General features: G+C 69.8%; 14 protein-coding genes. 2 read left to right on the top strand and 12 right to left on the bottom strand.

Going from position 1 to position 15473, the window contains the following annotated elements; all coding sequences use genetic code 11:
- Positions 1-45: 45 nt before the first annotated feature.
- Positions 46-1191 carry a DUF4037 domain-containing protein gene (locus tag G5C60_RS21890; protein WP_165261877.1) on the top strand — a complete coding sequence of 382 codons (1146 nt, stop codon included), beginning with the start codon at positions 46-48 and terminating at the stop codon, positions 1189-1191.
- Between the two features lie 26 nt (positions 1192-1217).
- Here G5C60_RS21890 and G5C60_RS21885 read toward each other — a convergent pair whose 3' ends face one another.
- The 4 genes from G5C60_RS21885 to G5C60_RS21870 all read right to left on the bottom strand — a co-directional run bounded on the left by G5C60_RS21885 (position 1218) and on the right by G5C60_RS21870 (position 4580).
- The gene (locus tag G5C60_RS21885; protein WP_338145887.1) at positions 1218-2606 is read right to left on the bottom strand and encodes an RNA polymerase sigma factor; all 1389 of its coding nucleotides are present in this window, start codon (positions 2604-2606) and stop codon (positions 1218-1220) included.
- Between the two features lie 17 nt (positions 2607-2623).
- Positions 2624-3013, bottom strand: coding sequence for a YciI family protein (locus G5C60_RS21880; RefSeq protein WP_165261845.1), 390 nt, complete (start codon positions 3011-3013; stop codon positions 2624-2626).
- Positions 3013-3930, bottom strand: coding sequence for an alpha/beta hydrolase (locus G5C60_RS21875; RefSeq protein ID WP_165261843.1), 918 nt, complete (start codon positions 3928-3930; stop codon positions 3013-3015). Before G5C60_RS21875 ends, G5C60_RS21880 begins: the two co-directional genes overlap by 1 nt.
- A 116-nt stretch (positions 3931-4046) precedes the next feature.
- Positions 4047-4580: a dihydrofolate reductase family protein gene (locus G5C60_RS21870; RefSeq protein WP_165261841.1), complete on the bottom strand. Its 534-nt coding sequence runs from the start codon at positions 4578-4580 to the stop codon at positions 4047-4049.
- Between the two features lie 291 nt (positions 4581-4871).
- On the opposite strand from G5C60_RS21870, the gene G5C60_RS21865 reads away from it, so the two are divergent.
- Positions 4872-5699 (top strand): lipase family protein, encoded by an 828-nt coding sequence (locus G5C60_RS21865; RefSeq protein ID WP_165261839.1) that lies wholly within the window; start codon positions 4872-4874, stop codon positions 5697-5699.
- Between the two features lie 18 nt (positions 5700-5717).
- On the opposite strand, the gene G5C60_RS21860 is transcribed toward G5C60_RS21865, so the two are convergent.
- The 8 genes from G5C60_RS21860 to G5C60_RS21825 are packed head-to-tail and all read right to left on the bottom strand — an operon-like array spanning position 5718 to position 15472.
- Entirely contained in the window at positions 5718-6914 is a 1197-nt protein-coding gene (locus G5C60_RS21860) for an MFS transporter (RefSeq protein ID WP_165261837.1), read from the bottom strand.
- Positions 6911-7717, bottom strand: a complete 807-nt coding sequence (locus tag G5C60_RS21855; protein WP_206439826.1) for an ABC transporter permease — start codon at positions 7715-7717, stop codon at positions 6911-6913. Before G5C60_RS21855 ends, G5C60_RS21860 begins: the two co-directional genes overlap by 4 nt.
- A gap of 6 nt (positions 7718-7723) precedes the next feature.
- A complete protein-coding gene (locus tag G5C60_RS21850) occupies positions 7724-8527 on the bottom strand; it encodes an ABC transporter permease (RefSeq protein WP_165261835.1) in 804 nt (267 codons plus the stop codon).
- Between the two features lies 1 nt (position 8528).
- Positions 8529-9566, bottom strand: a complete 1038-nt coding sequence (locus tag G5C60_RS21845; protein ID WP_165261833.1) for an ABC transporter ATP-binding protein — start codon at positions 9564-9566, stop codon at positions 8529-8531.
- Complete coding sequence (locus tag G5C60_RS21840) at positions 9563-10741, bottom strand: MFS transporter (RefSeq protein ID WP_165261831.1); 1179 nt, start codon at positions 10739-10741, stop codon at positions 9563-9565. The genes G5C60_RS21845 and G5C60_RS21840 overlap by 4 nt, the downstream gene beginning before the upstream one ends.
- Positions 10734-13601, bottom strand: coding sequence for a glycoside hydrolase family 2 TIM barrel-domain containing protein (locus G5C60_RS21835; protein ID WP_165261829.1), 2868 nt, complete (start codon positions 13599-13601; stop codon positions 10734-10736). The genes G5C60_RS21840 and G5C60_RS21835 overlap by 8 nt, the downstream gene beginning before the upstream one ends.
- A gap of 12 nt (positions 13602-13613) precedes the next feature.
- On the bottom strand, positions 13614-14510 hold the full coding sequence (locus G5C60_RS21830; protein ID WP_420907398.1) for a carbohydrate ABC transporter permease: 897 nt from the start codon (positions 14508-14510) through the stop codon (positions 13614-13616).
- Positions 14507-15472, bottom strand: a complete 966-nt coding sequence (locus G5C60_RS21825) for a carbohydrate ABC transporter permease (protein WP_165261827.1) — start codon at positions 15470-15472, stop codon at positions 14507-14509. Before G5C60_RS21825 ends, G5C60_RS21830 begins: the two co-directional genes overlap by 4 nt.
- Between the last annotated feature and the right edge of the window lies 1 nt (position 15473).

The raw sequence follows: 15473 nt of genomic DNA, 5'->3' as shown, positions 1-15473 counted from the left end.
TGTATTGGGGGGGTGGGGGTGGGGCGGTGGCGGCAGAGTGGTCGTATGGCGATACCACCTGCCGCGCCCGGTACTGCCTTCCTTCCGGGGCTCGAGCTCTCCCGGATTCTGTACGAGGAGGCGGTGCGGCCGATCCTCGCCGAGGTGTATCCGGGGCTGCGGTACACGGCCGCGCGGATCGGTTCCGGTTCTGAGGTGTTGGGCTTCGACACGGCGCGGTCGGCGGATCACGAGTGGGGGCCGCAGCTGAACCTCTTCCTGTCCGTGGAGGACGTCTCCGCGCGCGGTGAGCGGATTCACCGGCTGCTGGCCGAGCGTCTGCCCAAGGAGGTGCGCGGCTGGCCCACGCACTTCCGTCGCAGGGAGGAAGACGTGCTGGACCCGGTGTCGGGTCACATGGAGCTGGTCGACGGGCCCGTCGATCACCGGGTGTCCGTGGACGGGCTCGGGCCGTGGCTCGTGGCGCGGCTCGGCGTGGACGCTCTCGGCGTAGATGCGCTCGGCGTGGATGCGCTCGACACCACCGAACTGGCCGTGCACGACTGGCTGTCCATCCCCCAGCAGCGGCTCGCGGAGGTGACGGCGGGCGCGGTCTTCCACGACGGACTCGGCACGCTGGGCGTCGTACGGCGGCGCCTCGCCTGGTATCCCGACCAGGTGTGGCGCCACCTGCTGGCCTGCCAGTGGCAGCGGCTCTCCCAGGAGGAGGCGTTCGTCGGCCGCTGCGCGGAGGTCGGGGACGAGCTGGGCTCCGCGGTGGTCGCCGGGCGGCTGGTCCGCGACCTGATGCGGCTGTGCCTGCTGCTGTCGCGGACGTACGCCCCGTACAGCAAGTGGCTCGGCAGCGCCTTCGCCCGGCTGCCGGTGGCCGCCGACCTCACCCCGTCACTGCGCGGAGCGCTCGCCGCGACGGAGTACGCGGACCGGGAACGGCACCTGTGCGACGCGTACGAGAAGGTCGGCACCCTCCAGAACGAGTCCGGCCTCGCCGAACCGGTCGACCCCACCCGTCGCCGCTACCACAGCCGCCCGTTCCTGGTCCTGCACGCCGAACGCTTCGCGCAGGCACTGAGCGAGACCGTCACCGATCCGGAGCTGCGTTCCCGGCCGCTGATCGGTGGCGTGGATCAGTGGGCGGACAGCACGGACTTCCTCGGCTCGCTGTCGGCCGTACGGGGTCCCGTGCGATGACGGCGCACGTGGCCGCAGGCCCTGCGTCAGAGGCTGCGCAGTCTGCGGCGGAGTTCGGCGCTTTCGACCTCGTTGGTGGTCAGGGCGATGGCCCGTCGGTAGGCCTCGGCGGCACCCGCCGCGTCGCCTGTCCGTCTGAGCAGGTCGGCGTGCGTCGCGTGCAGCGGCTGGTATCGGGCCAGTGCGGGATGGCCGAGCAGAGGGGCGAGCATCTCCAGACCCCGTTCGGGGCCGACGGCGAAGCCAACGGCGGCGACGTGGTTGAGTGCGACCACGGGCGAGGGGTCCAGGCCGGCCAGCACACCGTACAGATGCGCGATCTGCTGCCAGTCGGTCACACCAAGTTCGGCCCCCTGGAGGTGCAGCGCGGTGATCGCGGCCTGGAGCTGGTACGGGCCCGGTCGCCGCAGTCGCAAGGCGTGCTTGAGCGTCAGCAGTCCCTCGGCGATCTCGTCACGGTCCCAGGCGGAGCGCTCCTGGTCGTCCAGTCCCACCCATTCCCCCGCACCGCTCACGCGAGAGGCGTGCCGGGCGTCGTGCAGGAGCATCAACGCCAGCAGCCCCCGCACCTCGGGTTCATCGGGCAGCAGTTCGCACAGCAACCGTCCCAGGCGGATCGCCTCCGCGCACAGCGTGCCGCGCACCAGAACCTCGCCGGCACTCGCGGCGTACCCCTCGTTGAAGATCAGGTACGTGACCCGCAGGACGCTGCCGAGCCGTTCGGGAAGCTCGGCCTCGGTGGGCACGCGGTACTCGATGCGGGCATGCGCGATCTTGCGTTTGGCCCGTACGATCCGTTTGCCCATCGTCGGCTCCGCCACGAGGAACGCCCGCGCGATCTCGCCCGTGGTCAGTCCTCCGACGACGCGCAGTGTCAGCGCCACCCGCGCCTGCAGGCCGAGTGCGGGATGACAGGCGGTGAAGATCAGGCGCAGCCGGTCGTCCGGGATCACGCTGTCATCGCGCGTCATCGGTGCCTCTTCCGCCTGGTCCAGGCGGATCAACTCCGCCAGGCGCCGGGTGCGTTCGGACTGGGAGCTCTCCCGTCGCAGTCGGTCGATCGCGCGTCTGCGGGCCGCGACCGTGATCCATGCTCCGGGGGTGTGCGGGACGCCGTCCTGCCGCCAGGCGCCGAGCGCGGCCGCGAACGCGTCCTGCACGGCGTCCTCGGCGAGTTGGATGTCGCCGACGTGCCTGATCAACGTCGCGAGGACGGCGACCCGCTCGTCCCGGAAGACGCGCGCGACCGCGGCGGCAGCGGGATCGTCCGCCTCCGCCGGTCGACCGGACGTGCCGGGCGTGCCGGGCGTGGGCGCGTGTCCACCGGCCACGGGCCGGTTTCCGTCGGCCACGGGCCGGTTTCCACCGGCCACGGAGCGGTATCCGTCCGCCACGGGCCGGTTTCCACCGGTCACGGGTCCGTATCCGCCGGTCACGGCTCCGACGACCCCGTGACCGGACCGGTGGCGGGCAGCTCGCCGACACCCATGACCGGCCGCACTTCGACCGATCCGTAGCGTGCGGTGGGCAGCCGCGCGGCGTGTGTGAGGGCCTCGTCGAGACCTGTGCACTCCAGGATGTAGAAGCCGGCCAGGATCTCCTTCGTGACCGTGAACGGGCCGTCGGTGAGTTCGGTCTCGTCCCCTCGCACCCGTACGGTCGTCGCCGTCTCGACTCCGTGCAGGGGCGCGTTCGCGACGAGCAGCCCCGCCTCGCGCAGACTGTCCGTCACCTCCGTCCACAACGGCATCTCGGCCCAGCGTTCCGCGCGCCCGGCCTCGTCCACGTCGGGGGCGTACAGCAGCAGCATGTACTGCGGCATCAGTGGTCTCCTCCGGTGAGCCCCAGCCGGGGACGGACCCAGTCCGCGAACCGGGCGATGGCATCGTCGGCCTCCGGCGCACGGCCCGCGGCCATCTGGAAGGTGTGCTGCTGCTCGGCGAAGACATCCAGCCGCACCTCGACCCCCGCGTCCCGTGCGCGTTTCTCCAGGCTACGGCTGTCGTCCAGCAGCGTCTCGTCGCCGCCTGCCTGAATGAACATCGGCGGCAGCCCCGCGAGGTCCGCGTGCAGGGGGCTGGCCAGCGGCTCCCTGGGACCGGCCCCGCCCAGGAACATGCCCGCCAGCTGCCGCACGACCTCCCGCTGGAAGTAGGCGTCGGTCTCCCTGTTGGTCTCGTACGACTCTCCGCTCACCTCCATGTCCACCCAGGGGGACAGGAGCAGCAGCGCGGCCGCGGTCGGCGTCCCCGTGGTGCGGGCGTGCAGCATCGTGCTGACGGCCAGCCCGCCCCCGGAGGAGTCGCCGACCACCGCGATCCGGTGCGCGGCGACACCCTGGTCGAGGAGCCACCGGTACGCGGCGGCCGCGTCCTCCAGCTGCGCCGGATACGTGTGCTCCGGTGTGTGCCGATAGGTCGCGATCAGTGCGCGCGCCCCGGTCGCCTTGGCGAGGTGGCCGAACAGCTTACGGTGCGTGTAGAGCGATCCGCCCACGAAGCCGCCGCCGTGCAGGCAGAGGAGTACTCGGTCCGGGTCGCTGTCCTTCGGGGCCGCCCACATCGCGGGGACCCCGCCCGCGTCGGTCTCGATGTAGTCGACTCCGCGGGGTTCGGCCGTCAGGTCACCCCAGTGGTCGTTGGTCTCGCGAGGCTCCCGCCGTGTCGTGTCCGGATCATGCAGCTCGGCCGTCCAGGCCCGGTAGGCCTCCCTGACCGCTTCCGACTGCCAGCTCGCCATGGCTCTCGCTCCCTCTGGTCTGCGTCGGCCACCCCGTTGGTGCCGTTCATCAAGCCGACGCGGCAGCGAGGTGCTTTTGGACAGGCCGGCGGGGGCGGATTTGACGGGGACGGATTTCAGGATGTGGCGTAGCGGAGCGATACGACTCCGGTCGAGTACGGCTGCGCCGACACCAGCCGCAGGCGCCTGAGCTGCCCCGGCCGGAACAGCGGGACCCCGTCGCCGAGGACCACGGGGTGGACCCAGAAGTCGACCTCGTCGACGAGATCGTGTTCGAGGAGAGTCCGGGCGAGCTGCCCGTAGCCGTAGATGACCAGGTCGCCGTCGCCCTGCTGCTTCATCTCCTTGACCGCTCGCACGGGGTCGCCGGAGACGATCGTCGCGTTGTTCCACTCCGCCGTGGTCAGCGTCGAGGAGAACACGTACTTCGGCATGGCGTTGATGCGGTCGGGGTACGGCCCGGTCAGCGCGGACCAGGACGGCGCGAAGTACTCGTAGGTGTGACGTCCCATGAGCATGGCGTCGGCGGCCATCAGCTTCCGCAGAGACCGTTCCGCCGCCTCGTCGTCGAAGTACTCCGAAGCCCATGAGCGGGGATCGCCGAAGATCCCGTCGAGGGACACCAGAGTGCCGACGGTCAGCTTGCGCATGGCTGCCTCCTGTTGTTGCCCGTCCTTCTGGGAGAGGGACGGCTCGGGTTCCGGTGACCGCGGAACCGGTCGGATCCGCAGTCATTCAGACCGACGCGCCACGCAAGGCGATTTGGACACTGCGACGACGCCGCGTTGTCAGGCCCGGCACCTGCCGCACACGCCGAGCGACTCGTCCGAGTGATCTTTGGGTCCCTGACGTCCTATGCGTTCCGTTTTACGGCAATGACGAGTAAGGCCCCGGTCTCGCACGGGGCCTCACCCATCCCTGACTCACCACGGGAGCGCGCGATGCCCAACCCCGCCACCATCGACCACCGGACGAAGACGTACAGCCTGGAGCACGCCTACTGGATGTGCCGGGCCTCCGACCTGGCGTACAAGGACGAGGCCACCATCGAGGCCCAGGCCGGGAAGTGGGGCTTCGACCGTGTCCGTCACCACCACACGACGTTCAAGCCGCCGTTCCCGCTCGAGGACACGCAGGCGTACACCATGGCGAACGACCACATGATCGTCATCGCCTTCCGTGGGACCGAGCCGCTGCAGATCAAGGACTGGCTCTCCGACATCAACACGCCGCCGTGGCCGGGCCCGGGGCAGAAGGGACTCGTCCACTACGGCTTCGGTCAAGCCCTGGACTCGGTGTTTCCCCAAGTCAAGGAGGCGCTGGAGGAATCGCGGACCAACGGGCAGACGGTGTGGATCACCGGTCACAGCCTCGGGGGCGCCCTTGCCATGCTCGCCGGGGCGCGGCTGCACTTCGAGGAGCCGAAGCTGCTGGCCGACGGCATCATCACCTTCGGCCAGCCCCGCGTGTGCGACCGGGTGCTCGCCGCGGCCTGTGACAAGGCGTTCGCCAAGCGCACCCACCGCTTCGTGAACAACAACGACATCGTGCCGCACCTGCCGCCCGAGCCGCTTTACACCCACACCGAACTGCTGCGCTACATCGACGCCAACGGCAAGCTGCGCGAATCCATGCCCCTGTTGGGCGCGCTCACGGACCGGGCCCGAGGCCTGACGGCCGATCTCCTCGCCCCGGGCAGCGACGGCATCAGGGATCACTTCATCTTCAACTACATCGACGTCCTGGAGAAGAACCTGGCCCAGAGCTGAGCCGGCCGATGATTCTCACTACGGCTCGGTCTTCGGCGTCTCCAGCGTCTCCAGCCCGGCCTCCCGGACCCCGTTCGCCAGCACGGCCGCGCCCACGGCCGCGACGACCAGTGTGACCAGGGCCAGACGGAGGGTGGTCACGCCGGACAGGACGCCGACGGCCGGGCCCGCCAGCAGGAAGCCCGGCCACTGGCCGATGGTGATGACCGACACCCCCTCGCCGGCCGGTACGCCGCGCTGCCGGCCGGCCAGGGCGATCACCGCCGGGAGCACACAGGCGATGCCCAGGCCGACGACGGTGAAGCCGGCCACGGCGAGCGGCAGGGTGGGCCGGACGAGGACCAGTGTCACGCCCAGGGCGGCGGTCAGCAGTGAGAGGCGCACGAAGGAGCGGCGGCCCAGGCGGGCCACGGCACGGTCGCCCAGCAGGCGGCCGACGAGGATCGCCACCGAGAAGCATGTGTACGTCGCCGCGCCGAGCGCCGGCCCCTCGTCCAGGAAGTCGGCCGTGTAGACCGAACTCCACTGGGATGCCGCCCCTTCGACGAAGGAGGCCAGGAACGCGACGGAGCCGAGCAGCACCAGCTGGGGAGTGAAGCGGTGCCTGATGGACTGCCGCCGCGCCTTGCGCCTCTCCTCGCGGGTCTCCTCCTCCGGCAGCCAGCCGGCCGACGCCAGCAGCAACGCTCCGAGGACTGCGCTGCTGGCCGCCATCTGGACGCCGGGGGAGACCCCCGTGGCCGCGGCGAGCGTGCCCAGGGCGCCGCCCGCCAGCACCCCGCAGCTGTAGGCGGCGTGGAAGCCCGACATCAACGGTCTGCCCTGTTCGCGTTCCACCGAGACGGCGAGCGCGTTGACGGGCGTGGCCAGGAAGGTCGCTCCCACTCCCCACACCGTGAGGCCCACCACCAGCGCGGGAACCGCCGACGCCCCCGCCAGCACGGGCGCGTTGAGCAGCACCAGGGCCGCGGCCGCGAGGCCGAGCAGCCGGGTGCTCACCCGGCCGATCAGGACGGTGATCAGGACGATCGCGACCAGGTCACCCGCCGCGGATGTGCTGCTCAGCAGGCCCCACTGCGCGGTGTCCACGCCGACCGCGCCGCGGATCGCGGGGATACGGGCCATCCAGCCGCCCTGCGTGGCCCCGAGAACGACGAAGACCAGGCCGACGGCGAGGCGGGGGCGTAAGCCGGCGGAGGCCGCTGTCGTCGTCATCCGTTGACGCCCGTGTAGTGCCGCAGACTCCACCGCCACAGCAGTCGCGCCCCGAGATACGCCAGCGCGCCCAGCAGCGGCGAGATCGCCGCCAGCCAGTACGGGACGCCGGTGTCGTGGCCGTGGCCGGTGAGGACGGCGGCGGGGAAGTACGCCACGAACGCGAGGGGCAGTCCGAACGTCAGGAAACCGCTCACCGCTTTCGGCAGCACGTTGAGCGGATAGCTGCCGAAGGTGCCCAGCAGTTCCTCCAGCCAGCGGCTCCAGTAGTCGGCGGCCGGGAAGCGCAGCGAGGCGGAGGCCACCACCGTGAACATGGCTGCCTCGAGGAGCATGCCGCCGAGGACGCAGACGATCAGGTACGTGATCCGGGGCGCCGTCCAGTCCAGGTCGCTGCGGGCCAACGCGCCCGCCATCAGGCCCGCCGCCACCGTCAGGTCACCGATCGCGTTGGTGGGGAAGACCTGCAACTGGACCTGGCGGTGCACCGGCATGGGCCGCACCAGGTAGACGTCGACCATCCCTTCCTGGATGAAGCGGCCGATGCCGTGCATCCGCCCCAGGAACAGCACGAACAGGCCGTGCGCCAGCATCCGCGTCGCCGGGATCAGCAGCACGTCCGAGCTGTCCCAGCCGCCCATCCCGGTGAACCGGGACAGCAGCACCGTGGCGAACACGATCACCGACACCTGCCAGATCGCACCGATCGCGACCATCATCAGGAACTCGGAGCGGTACTCCAGCTGCGCGCGGAAGTTCAGGGCGGTGATGCGCCACACAAGGCGAAGGGCCTTCAGCGACATGACGGCTCAGCCTCCCTGTGAGATCACGCGCAGGGCGGCCCGCCGCCACAGCAGCCGGGTGAACAGGGCCAGGGCCACGATCCAGGCCGCCTGTACGGCGAGTTGGAAGCCCGCGTCCGACAGCGGGATCCGGCCCACGTACAGCGACAGCGGCACGCTCAGCGTCGCCTGGAAGGGCAGGAAGGCGCTCATCGTGATGAACCAGTCCGGGAAGAACCACAGCGGCGCGTACACCCCGGACAGCAGGTTCTGCGCGAAGATCAGGATCATGATCGCGGCGCCGTTGCGCAGCGCCCAGAAGCAGATCTGGTCGGTGACCAGCATGATGTAGTACTGGACCAGCTGGCCGAGCAGCAGGCTGAGTGCGAACACCCCTGCCACGGCGGCCGAATCGGGCGGCTGCACGACCCCGACGGCCAGGCAGACCCCATATCCGGCGAGCGCCCAGGCGAACCCGTAGAGCTGCTCGCCGAGCGCCCGCATCGCGTAGTAGCGCTGGGGCGGCAGCGGGCGGAGGTACCAGTAGACGATCGTCCCGAAGTGCATGTGCTGGATCACGGTGTCCCGGCCCGCGTACTGGTCCAGATCCCGGATGCGGCTCGCCAGGACGGCCAGCACGGCGTACGAGACCGCCTGATCACGGTCGAGTCCGGCGGTGGTGCCGGTGTGCGCGTACAGGCCTTGCCACAGGGACGCCACCAGCACCACCTGCACGGTCAGCCGGAGCAGGACCGCGGTCATACGGGGCGGGGTGTGCAGTTCGCCGAGCGGGGTGACCCGGGCGACGCGCCAGGCGTACGAGGCGGCCATTTCAGACCCCTTCTGGCGCGGGCGCAGGCGCGGGCTCGTGCGCCGGCTCCGGCTCCGTATGCACGTACGCGGCCCTCATCACATCCTCGAGGTCGGCCTCGTCGATCGCGATGCCGGTCACCTCGTACCGCTCGATGACCTGCTTGAGAGCCTGGTGGACCGTGGGCGCGGCGGCCCCGTCCGGGCCGAACACGACCTCCGGGCCCTCGCGCCGCAGCACGGCGATGCCCGGCAGCGGTACGACATCGCAGTGCGCGTCGGCGAGCGTGACCCGCACCTGCCAGATCGAGCCGAACCGGCGGCGGATCTCGTCGAGCGTCCCGTCGAGGACCAGGCGCCCGTGGTTGACGAGGACGACCCGCTCGGCGAGCCGCTCGACCTCCGTCATGTCGTGCGTGGTGAGCAGAACCGTGCGCCCGCGCTCCTCCACCTGGTACCGCAGGAACTCCCGCACCTGCTCCTTGACGACCACGTCCATGCCGATGGTCGGCTCGTCGAGGAACACCACGGGCGGGTCGTGCAGCAGCGCCGCGGCCAGGTCGGAGCGCACCCGCTGGCCCAGCGAGAGGTGCCGGACCCGCGTGTCCCAGAAGGACGACAGGTCGAGTAGCTCGTCGAACTCCTTGAGGCGCGCCGCGTGTTCGGCCTTCGGCACCTCGTAGATGTCCCGCAGGATCGCGAAGGACTCCCGCACCGGCAGGTCCCACCACAACTGGGTGCGCTGCCCGAACACGGCCCCGATGTTGCGGGCGTTGCGCTCGCGCTCCTCGTACGGGACGACGCCCGCGACGCGTGCCTCGCCGGCCGTGGGCGTGAGGATGCCGGTGAGCATCTTGATGGTGGTGGACTTGCCCGCACCGTTCGGGCCGAGCAGGGCGACGAGTTCGCCGGGCGCCACCTCGAAGCTGATGTCGGAGACGGCGTCCTTGGCGACCCGCTCCGGGTTGACCAGGGATCTGACGGCGCCCATGAAACCGGGGCGGCGCACGGTCGTGTGGAAGGTCCGGGACAGGCCCCGGACCTCGATGCTGCCGCTCATGCAGCGGACCTCCTGGTCAGCCTGATCAGCCATACGGTCGCGACGAGACTGGAGGCCGACAGCACTGTCAGCAGCCAGGGCACCGCGCGGATCCCGGAGGCCTCGATGCCCATCCCGAGAAGCGGAGGAGCCGCCACCCCACCGATCATCGATGCTGCAATCACCCAGGCGCCAGCCCTTTTCGCCTGGGGAAGGGCCCGGTTGAGCCAGGGCAGCCCGGTCGGGAAGACCGGCGCGATGAACAGGCCCACACCCGCGTACGCCCATGGGGCCGCTCCCGGAATCAGCGCGAGCAGCAGGCACGCCGTCATCCCGGCCGCGCACACGGTGAGGATGCGCTCGGGCGAGTACCGCAGCGTGATCGGCACGACGAGGAAGCGGCCGGCGGTCATCATCAGCCAGTACACGGAGGTGGCGAAGGCCGCGACGGTGGCGCTGTAGCCGACGGTCTCCAGATGCGTGGGCTCCCAGCCGCCGACGCCCGTCTCGACGGCGACGTTGAGGACATAGAGGGCGAGGAAGCCGATCAGTACGCGGGAGAGAAGGCCGCCGGTGGCAGGTCTCTCCGCAGACAGCTTTTCCACGGACAGCGGGGGCGCCTGCCTGCCCACGCCGCCCGTGCACAGGACCAGCGCGCCCGCCAGTACCGCACACGCCCCGAAGGCGTACGCGTACCCGTCCGGGCCCGTCCAGGCGATCAGCGCCGGTCCGAGTACGGCGCCGATGCCGAAGTGGGCGTTGAGAATGTTGAGCATCGCGGTCGAACGGTTGCCGAAGCCGACCGCGAAGAGCTGGTTGAGGCCGTAGTCGATACCGCCGAAGCCGAGGCCGCCGAGGAAGGCCGCGGCGAGTGCGAGAGGCCAGTTCGGGGCGAGCGCGAAGCCCGCGCCGCCGGCCGCCATCAGGGCGTAACTCGTCGCGAGCAGCGCCCTGTTGCTGATCCTGGAGTGGATGGCGTTGAAGGCCAGGACACCCGCGACGCCGCCCGTGAAGTGCAGGCTGAGACCGAGTCCGGCCGAGGAGGGGGAGAGGCCGAACTCCTCGCGCAGACCCGGAACCGACGGGCCGTAGAGCGCCTGGAGCATGCCGATGAGGACGAAACCCACACATGAGGCGACCGCGGCCGCCCGGCTGAAGAGCCGGTCGACCGCGGTCGGTATGACCGTGTCAGCCACGGTTTTCAGAGAAGACGAACGAGAACTCGGCGGGTGCCGCACGCAGTTGGTACTGCGGCAGCGCGCCAGGACCGCAGGACTGCGAGCCGATGCCCTGCTGGTCGTGGTCGAGGTTGACCCAGACTGTGTCGTCGGGAGTCAGGTCCGTCAGATGCTGTGCGGCGTCCAGCTGCTCGTTGGTCCAGCGCCTGGCCGTGAGCCAGAACTCCGGGTCGCCCTCGATCCGCAGCCCGCCGAGCTCCGCCCAGCGGACGTCGGCCCGGGCACCGTTCTCCTGCGGGCGCACGTACGGAGTCTGCAGCTCGTCCACCGAGGAGTGCCAAAGGCCCAGCATGGAAGCCGACTTGGTGTCCGGGTACGCCTCGCCGGGCCCGCCGCCGAACCACTTCACCTGGTCGGCCTGCGCGAGCCCGAAGCGAATGCCCAGCCGCGGCAACGGCACCGTCCAGTCACCCTCGGGCGCCACGGACACGGTCAGCATCAGCCGCGAGCCGTCGGACGTCCACCGGTAGACCGTGCGCAGGCCCACCTCCCAGGCGGCGGGCGCCACCCGGGTCCGTACGGTCAACGCGTCGTCGCTCAACTCGACGCCGTCCAGGCGGTGTTGCATGCGGTGCAGTCCGTACTTGCGCCACAGTGAAGCCCAGCGGATGTCGTCCTGCCAGGAGGCGCCCTCGTCGTTGTCGGTCGGCGCACGCCACACGTCGAGGCGCAGGCCGGTCACATCGATGCCGCCGACGGTCTTGAGCGCGCCGGTGCGTACGTCGAAGGAAGCCGGGCCGAGGTAGATCAGCCGCTCGCTCGCCGAGGGACCGCCACTCGGCACGACAGTCGGCAACGACCGCTGAGTGACCGGCAGTTGGGCCCACGCCACCTCGTGGTCCTTCTTCCCCCACGCGGTGTCGGCCGCCAGCAGCGCCCGTACCGTCCACTGCGTCTCTCCCCCGCGTCCGTCCGAAGGCGGCGGCGTCGGCAGCTTCACGTCCGCCGACTCGCCCGGCGCGAGCGCGGGCACGGACAGGGTGCCCGCCTCGACCGTCTTGCCGTCGACCTGGTACGACCACTCGAAGGCCAGCTCCGAGAGATCGGCGAAGTCGTACGCGTTCGTGACCCGGACCGTCCCGTCCGAGCCGTCACCCTGAATACGAACGGGCTCGATCACCTTCTTGAACTCGACGAGCCCCGGCGACGGCTTACGGTCCGGGAAGAGCAGCCCGTCGCAGACGAAGTTCCCGTCGTGCAGCTCCTCCCCGAAGTCGCCGCCGTACGCGAATCCGAACCGCGCGTCCTTGATGCCGTGGTCGATCCACTCCCAGATGAAACCGCCCTGGAGCCGGTCGTACGCCTCGAAGATCTCCTGGTAGTCGGCGATGCCACCGGGGCCGTTGCCCATGGCGTGCCCGTACTCGCAGAGGATGAAGGGGAGCCCGCGCCGCCTGTGCGTCCCCCCGTCGAGACCTTGGCCGATGCGCTCGACCTCGTCATGGGCCGCGTACATCCGTGAATACATGTCGACGTCACGGCAGTTGATGTCGCCCTCGTAGTGGATGAGGCGCGAGCCGTCCCGGCCGCGGATCCACTCGGCCATCGCAGTGAGGCCCCGCCCGGTGCCGGCCTCGTTGCCGAGGGACCAGATCACGACGGACGGGTGGTTCTTGTCGCGCTCGACCATGCGGGACGCACGGTCGATGAGGGCCGGAGTCCAGCGGTCGTCGTCCACCGGGTTGTCGCGCCACGCGTGCTCGACGAAGCCGTGGGTCTCCAGGTCGCACTCGTCGATGACCCACAGGCCGTACTCGTCGCACAGGTCGAGGAAGGCCGGGTGCGGCGGGTAGTGGGAGGTGCGGACGGCGTTGATGTTGTGCCGCTTCATCAGCAGCACATCCTCGCGCATCGTCTCCAGGTCGACGGCACGGCCGCGCTCGGGGTGCCACTCGTGACGGTTGACGCCCTTGAAGAGGAGCGGCCTGCCGTTGACCTTGATCAGGCCGTCTTCGAGCGCGACCGTGCGGAAGCCGATCCGCAGCGGGATCCGCTCGCCCTCGGTGGCCAGCACGCCGTCGTACAGGCGGGGCGTCTCGGCCGTCCACGGCTCGACCGGGACCGTCACGGACTCGCCGGTCGCGACATCGATGTCCAGAGCGGGCACGGTGACCCGGCCGTCGACGTCGGAGTCGACACGCAGGGTCCCGAGGCCTCCGACGTGGTCGTAGGAAGCGTGCACGAAGTAGTCGAGCGCGCTGCCCGCCGGGCGGTGCAGAAGCGTGACGTCCCGGAAGATGCCGGGCAGCCACCACTGGTCCTGGTCCTCCAGGTACGAGCCCGCCGACCACTGGTGGACGCGGACGGCAAGGACGTTCCCCGCCGGCTTCAGCAGATGGCCGACCGCGAACTCGTGGGGCAGCCGGGAGCCCTTGAACTCGCCGATGTCCGTGCCGTTCAGCCAGACGCGGGCGCAGGACTCGACGCCGTCGAAACGGAGCACGGTCCCGCCGTCCGCCGGCCACTCGGAGGGCAGGTCGAAGACCCGCAGGTGGTCACCGGTCGGGTTCTCGGTCGGCACGCGCGGCGGGTCGACCGGGAACGGGTAGAGGTGGTTCGTGTAGATGGGCGAGCCGTGGCCCTGAAGGACCCAGTGGCCGGGGACCTGTACGTCGGCCCAGTTCCCGGCGTCGTACCCGTCGGCCGCGAACGAGTCGTCCTCGGCGTCGGCGGTGGCCGACAGCCGGAAGCGCCAACTCCCGTTCAGGGAGAGGGAGGCGGCGTCCGAGGAGGCGTACCAGGCGCGGGGCGGCAGTGCTCCGCTGCCGGGTGAGACGTCTTCGACGTAGTCGACGGAAGTGGTGGTGCGGAAGGACATCGGTCTCCTAGCTCAGCCCTTGATGCCGGTCTGGGCGATCCCCTGCACCAGCCAGCGCTGGAGGAAGAGGAACACCAACAGGAGGGGCAGGATGGAAATGGCGGTGGCCATGAAGATCGTATGGAAGACGACGGTCTGGTTGGTCATGTAGTTGGAGAGCGCGACCTGGACCGTCCACGCATCCGGGCTCTGGCCGATGACCAGCGGCCACAGGAAGGAGTTCCAGCCCTGGATGAACGTGATGGTCGCCATCGCCGCGAAGAAGTTCAGCGAGTTGGGCACCACGATGCGCCAGTACGCGCCCCAGTAACCCAGTCCGTCCACCCGCGCCGCCTCCTCCAGCTCCTTCGGGAACCCCAAGAAGTACTGCCGGAACAGGAAGCAGGTGAAACCACTGAACAGACCCGGAATGATCAGACCGCGGTATGTGTCCACCCAGCCGAGCGAGGACACCAGCACGAAGCTGGGGACGAAGGTGACCGCGGTCGGGACCATCAGGGTTCCCAGGACGGCGTAGAAGATCTTGTTGGCGTGTTTGTACGGGATGCGGGCCAGACCGTAGCCCGCCAGGGAGCACACCAGCAGGACGCCGACGGTGTGCAGGGTCGCCACGACCGCGGAGTTCCACAGGGAACGTGCGAAGGGGACCAGCGGATCGTCGAACAACTCGGTGATGTTGCCCCACTGGACATCCGTGGGGAAGAACTTCCAGTTCTCGCCGGTGATCTCGGGATCGGTGGAGAGGGCGTTGCGGACCAGAATGTAGAACGGGACCAGGAACAGGAGGGTGGCCACACCGGCGGCGATATAGAGGCCGGTGGAGCTCATCACGCTGCCACCGCGCCGGACGCGGCGGGGCTTGCCTGCCGGCTGGGCGGTCTTCTGCGTGTCGGGCATGGTGGTGGTCACTTGGACTCCTCCCCCCTTCCGAAGCCCAGGAGCTTGCCCTGGAACAGGGTCACGACACAGATGAGAACGGTCAGGATCATCGCGCCCGCGCTGCCGGCGCCGTAGTCCTGGCTCTCGCCCAGGGCCTTGTAGTACAGCTCGACGAGGGGCGGACGACCCCACGTGGTCTTCGACAGGAGGTTGAAGAACTCGTCGAAGGCCTGGTACGCGGCGATGAGCAGCAGCAGGATCACCGCGGTGGACGTGGCGCGCAGCTGAGGAAGCGTGATGTACCGGAAGGTCTGCCAGCCCGGCTTGGCGCCGTCGATGGCGGCGGCCTCGTACAGCTCGGCGGGGATGTTCTGCAGCGCGGCCAGGAACAGGATCATGAAGAAGCCGGCCTGCAGCCACAGGCGTGCGGTGACGATGACCAGCCAGTACCAGGGCGGATTGGGGTCGGCCAGCCAGGCGATGTTCTCGATCCCGAACCAGCCGAGGACCGTGTTCATCAGGCCGAAGCGGACGCCGCTGAAGATGGACATCTTCCAGATCAGCGACGCGGCGACATAGCTGCACGCGGTCGGCAGGAAGAACACCGACCGGAAGAACGCCCGCATGAACCGCAGCCGGTTCACCAGCAGGGCGAGGCCCAGCGAGAGCGCCCAGGTGGTGGGCACGATGAACGCGGCGAAGACGGTGAAGGTGCCGAGCGAGCCGACGAAGTCGTCGTTCGTCAGCATGTACTTGTAGTTGTCGAAGCCGATGAACGTGTCGGGCGTGACGGTGAAGCGGGCCTCGAAGAAGCTGAGGTAGGCGCTCCAGAAGATCGGTACGTAGACGAAGAGCGCCAGACCGAACAAGAAGGGCCCGGTGAAGAGCCAGAAGTTGAAGGTGCTGCTGCCCCGCAGACCCCGCCGCGGCTTGGCCGGGGAGGCCTTCGCCGGGGCGGAGCTCGCGAGGTCGGGCTTGGTGGTCGTCGACATT

Source organism: Streptomyces scabichelini (assembly GCF_011045015.1).
Classification (GTDB): Bacteria; Actinomycetota; Actinomycetes; order Streptomycetales; family Streptomycetaceae; genus Streptomyces; species Streptomyces scabichelini.
The sequence above is the reverse complement of the archived record's forward strand: the minus strand, read 5'-3'. Positions and strand labels throughout refer to the sequence as shown.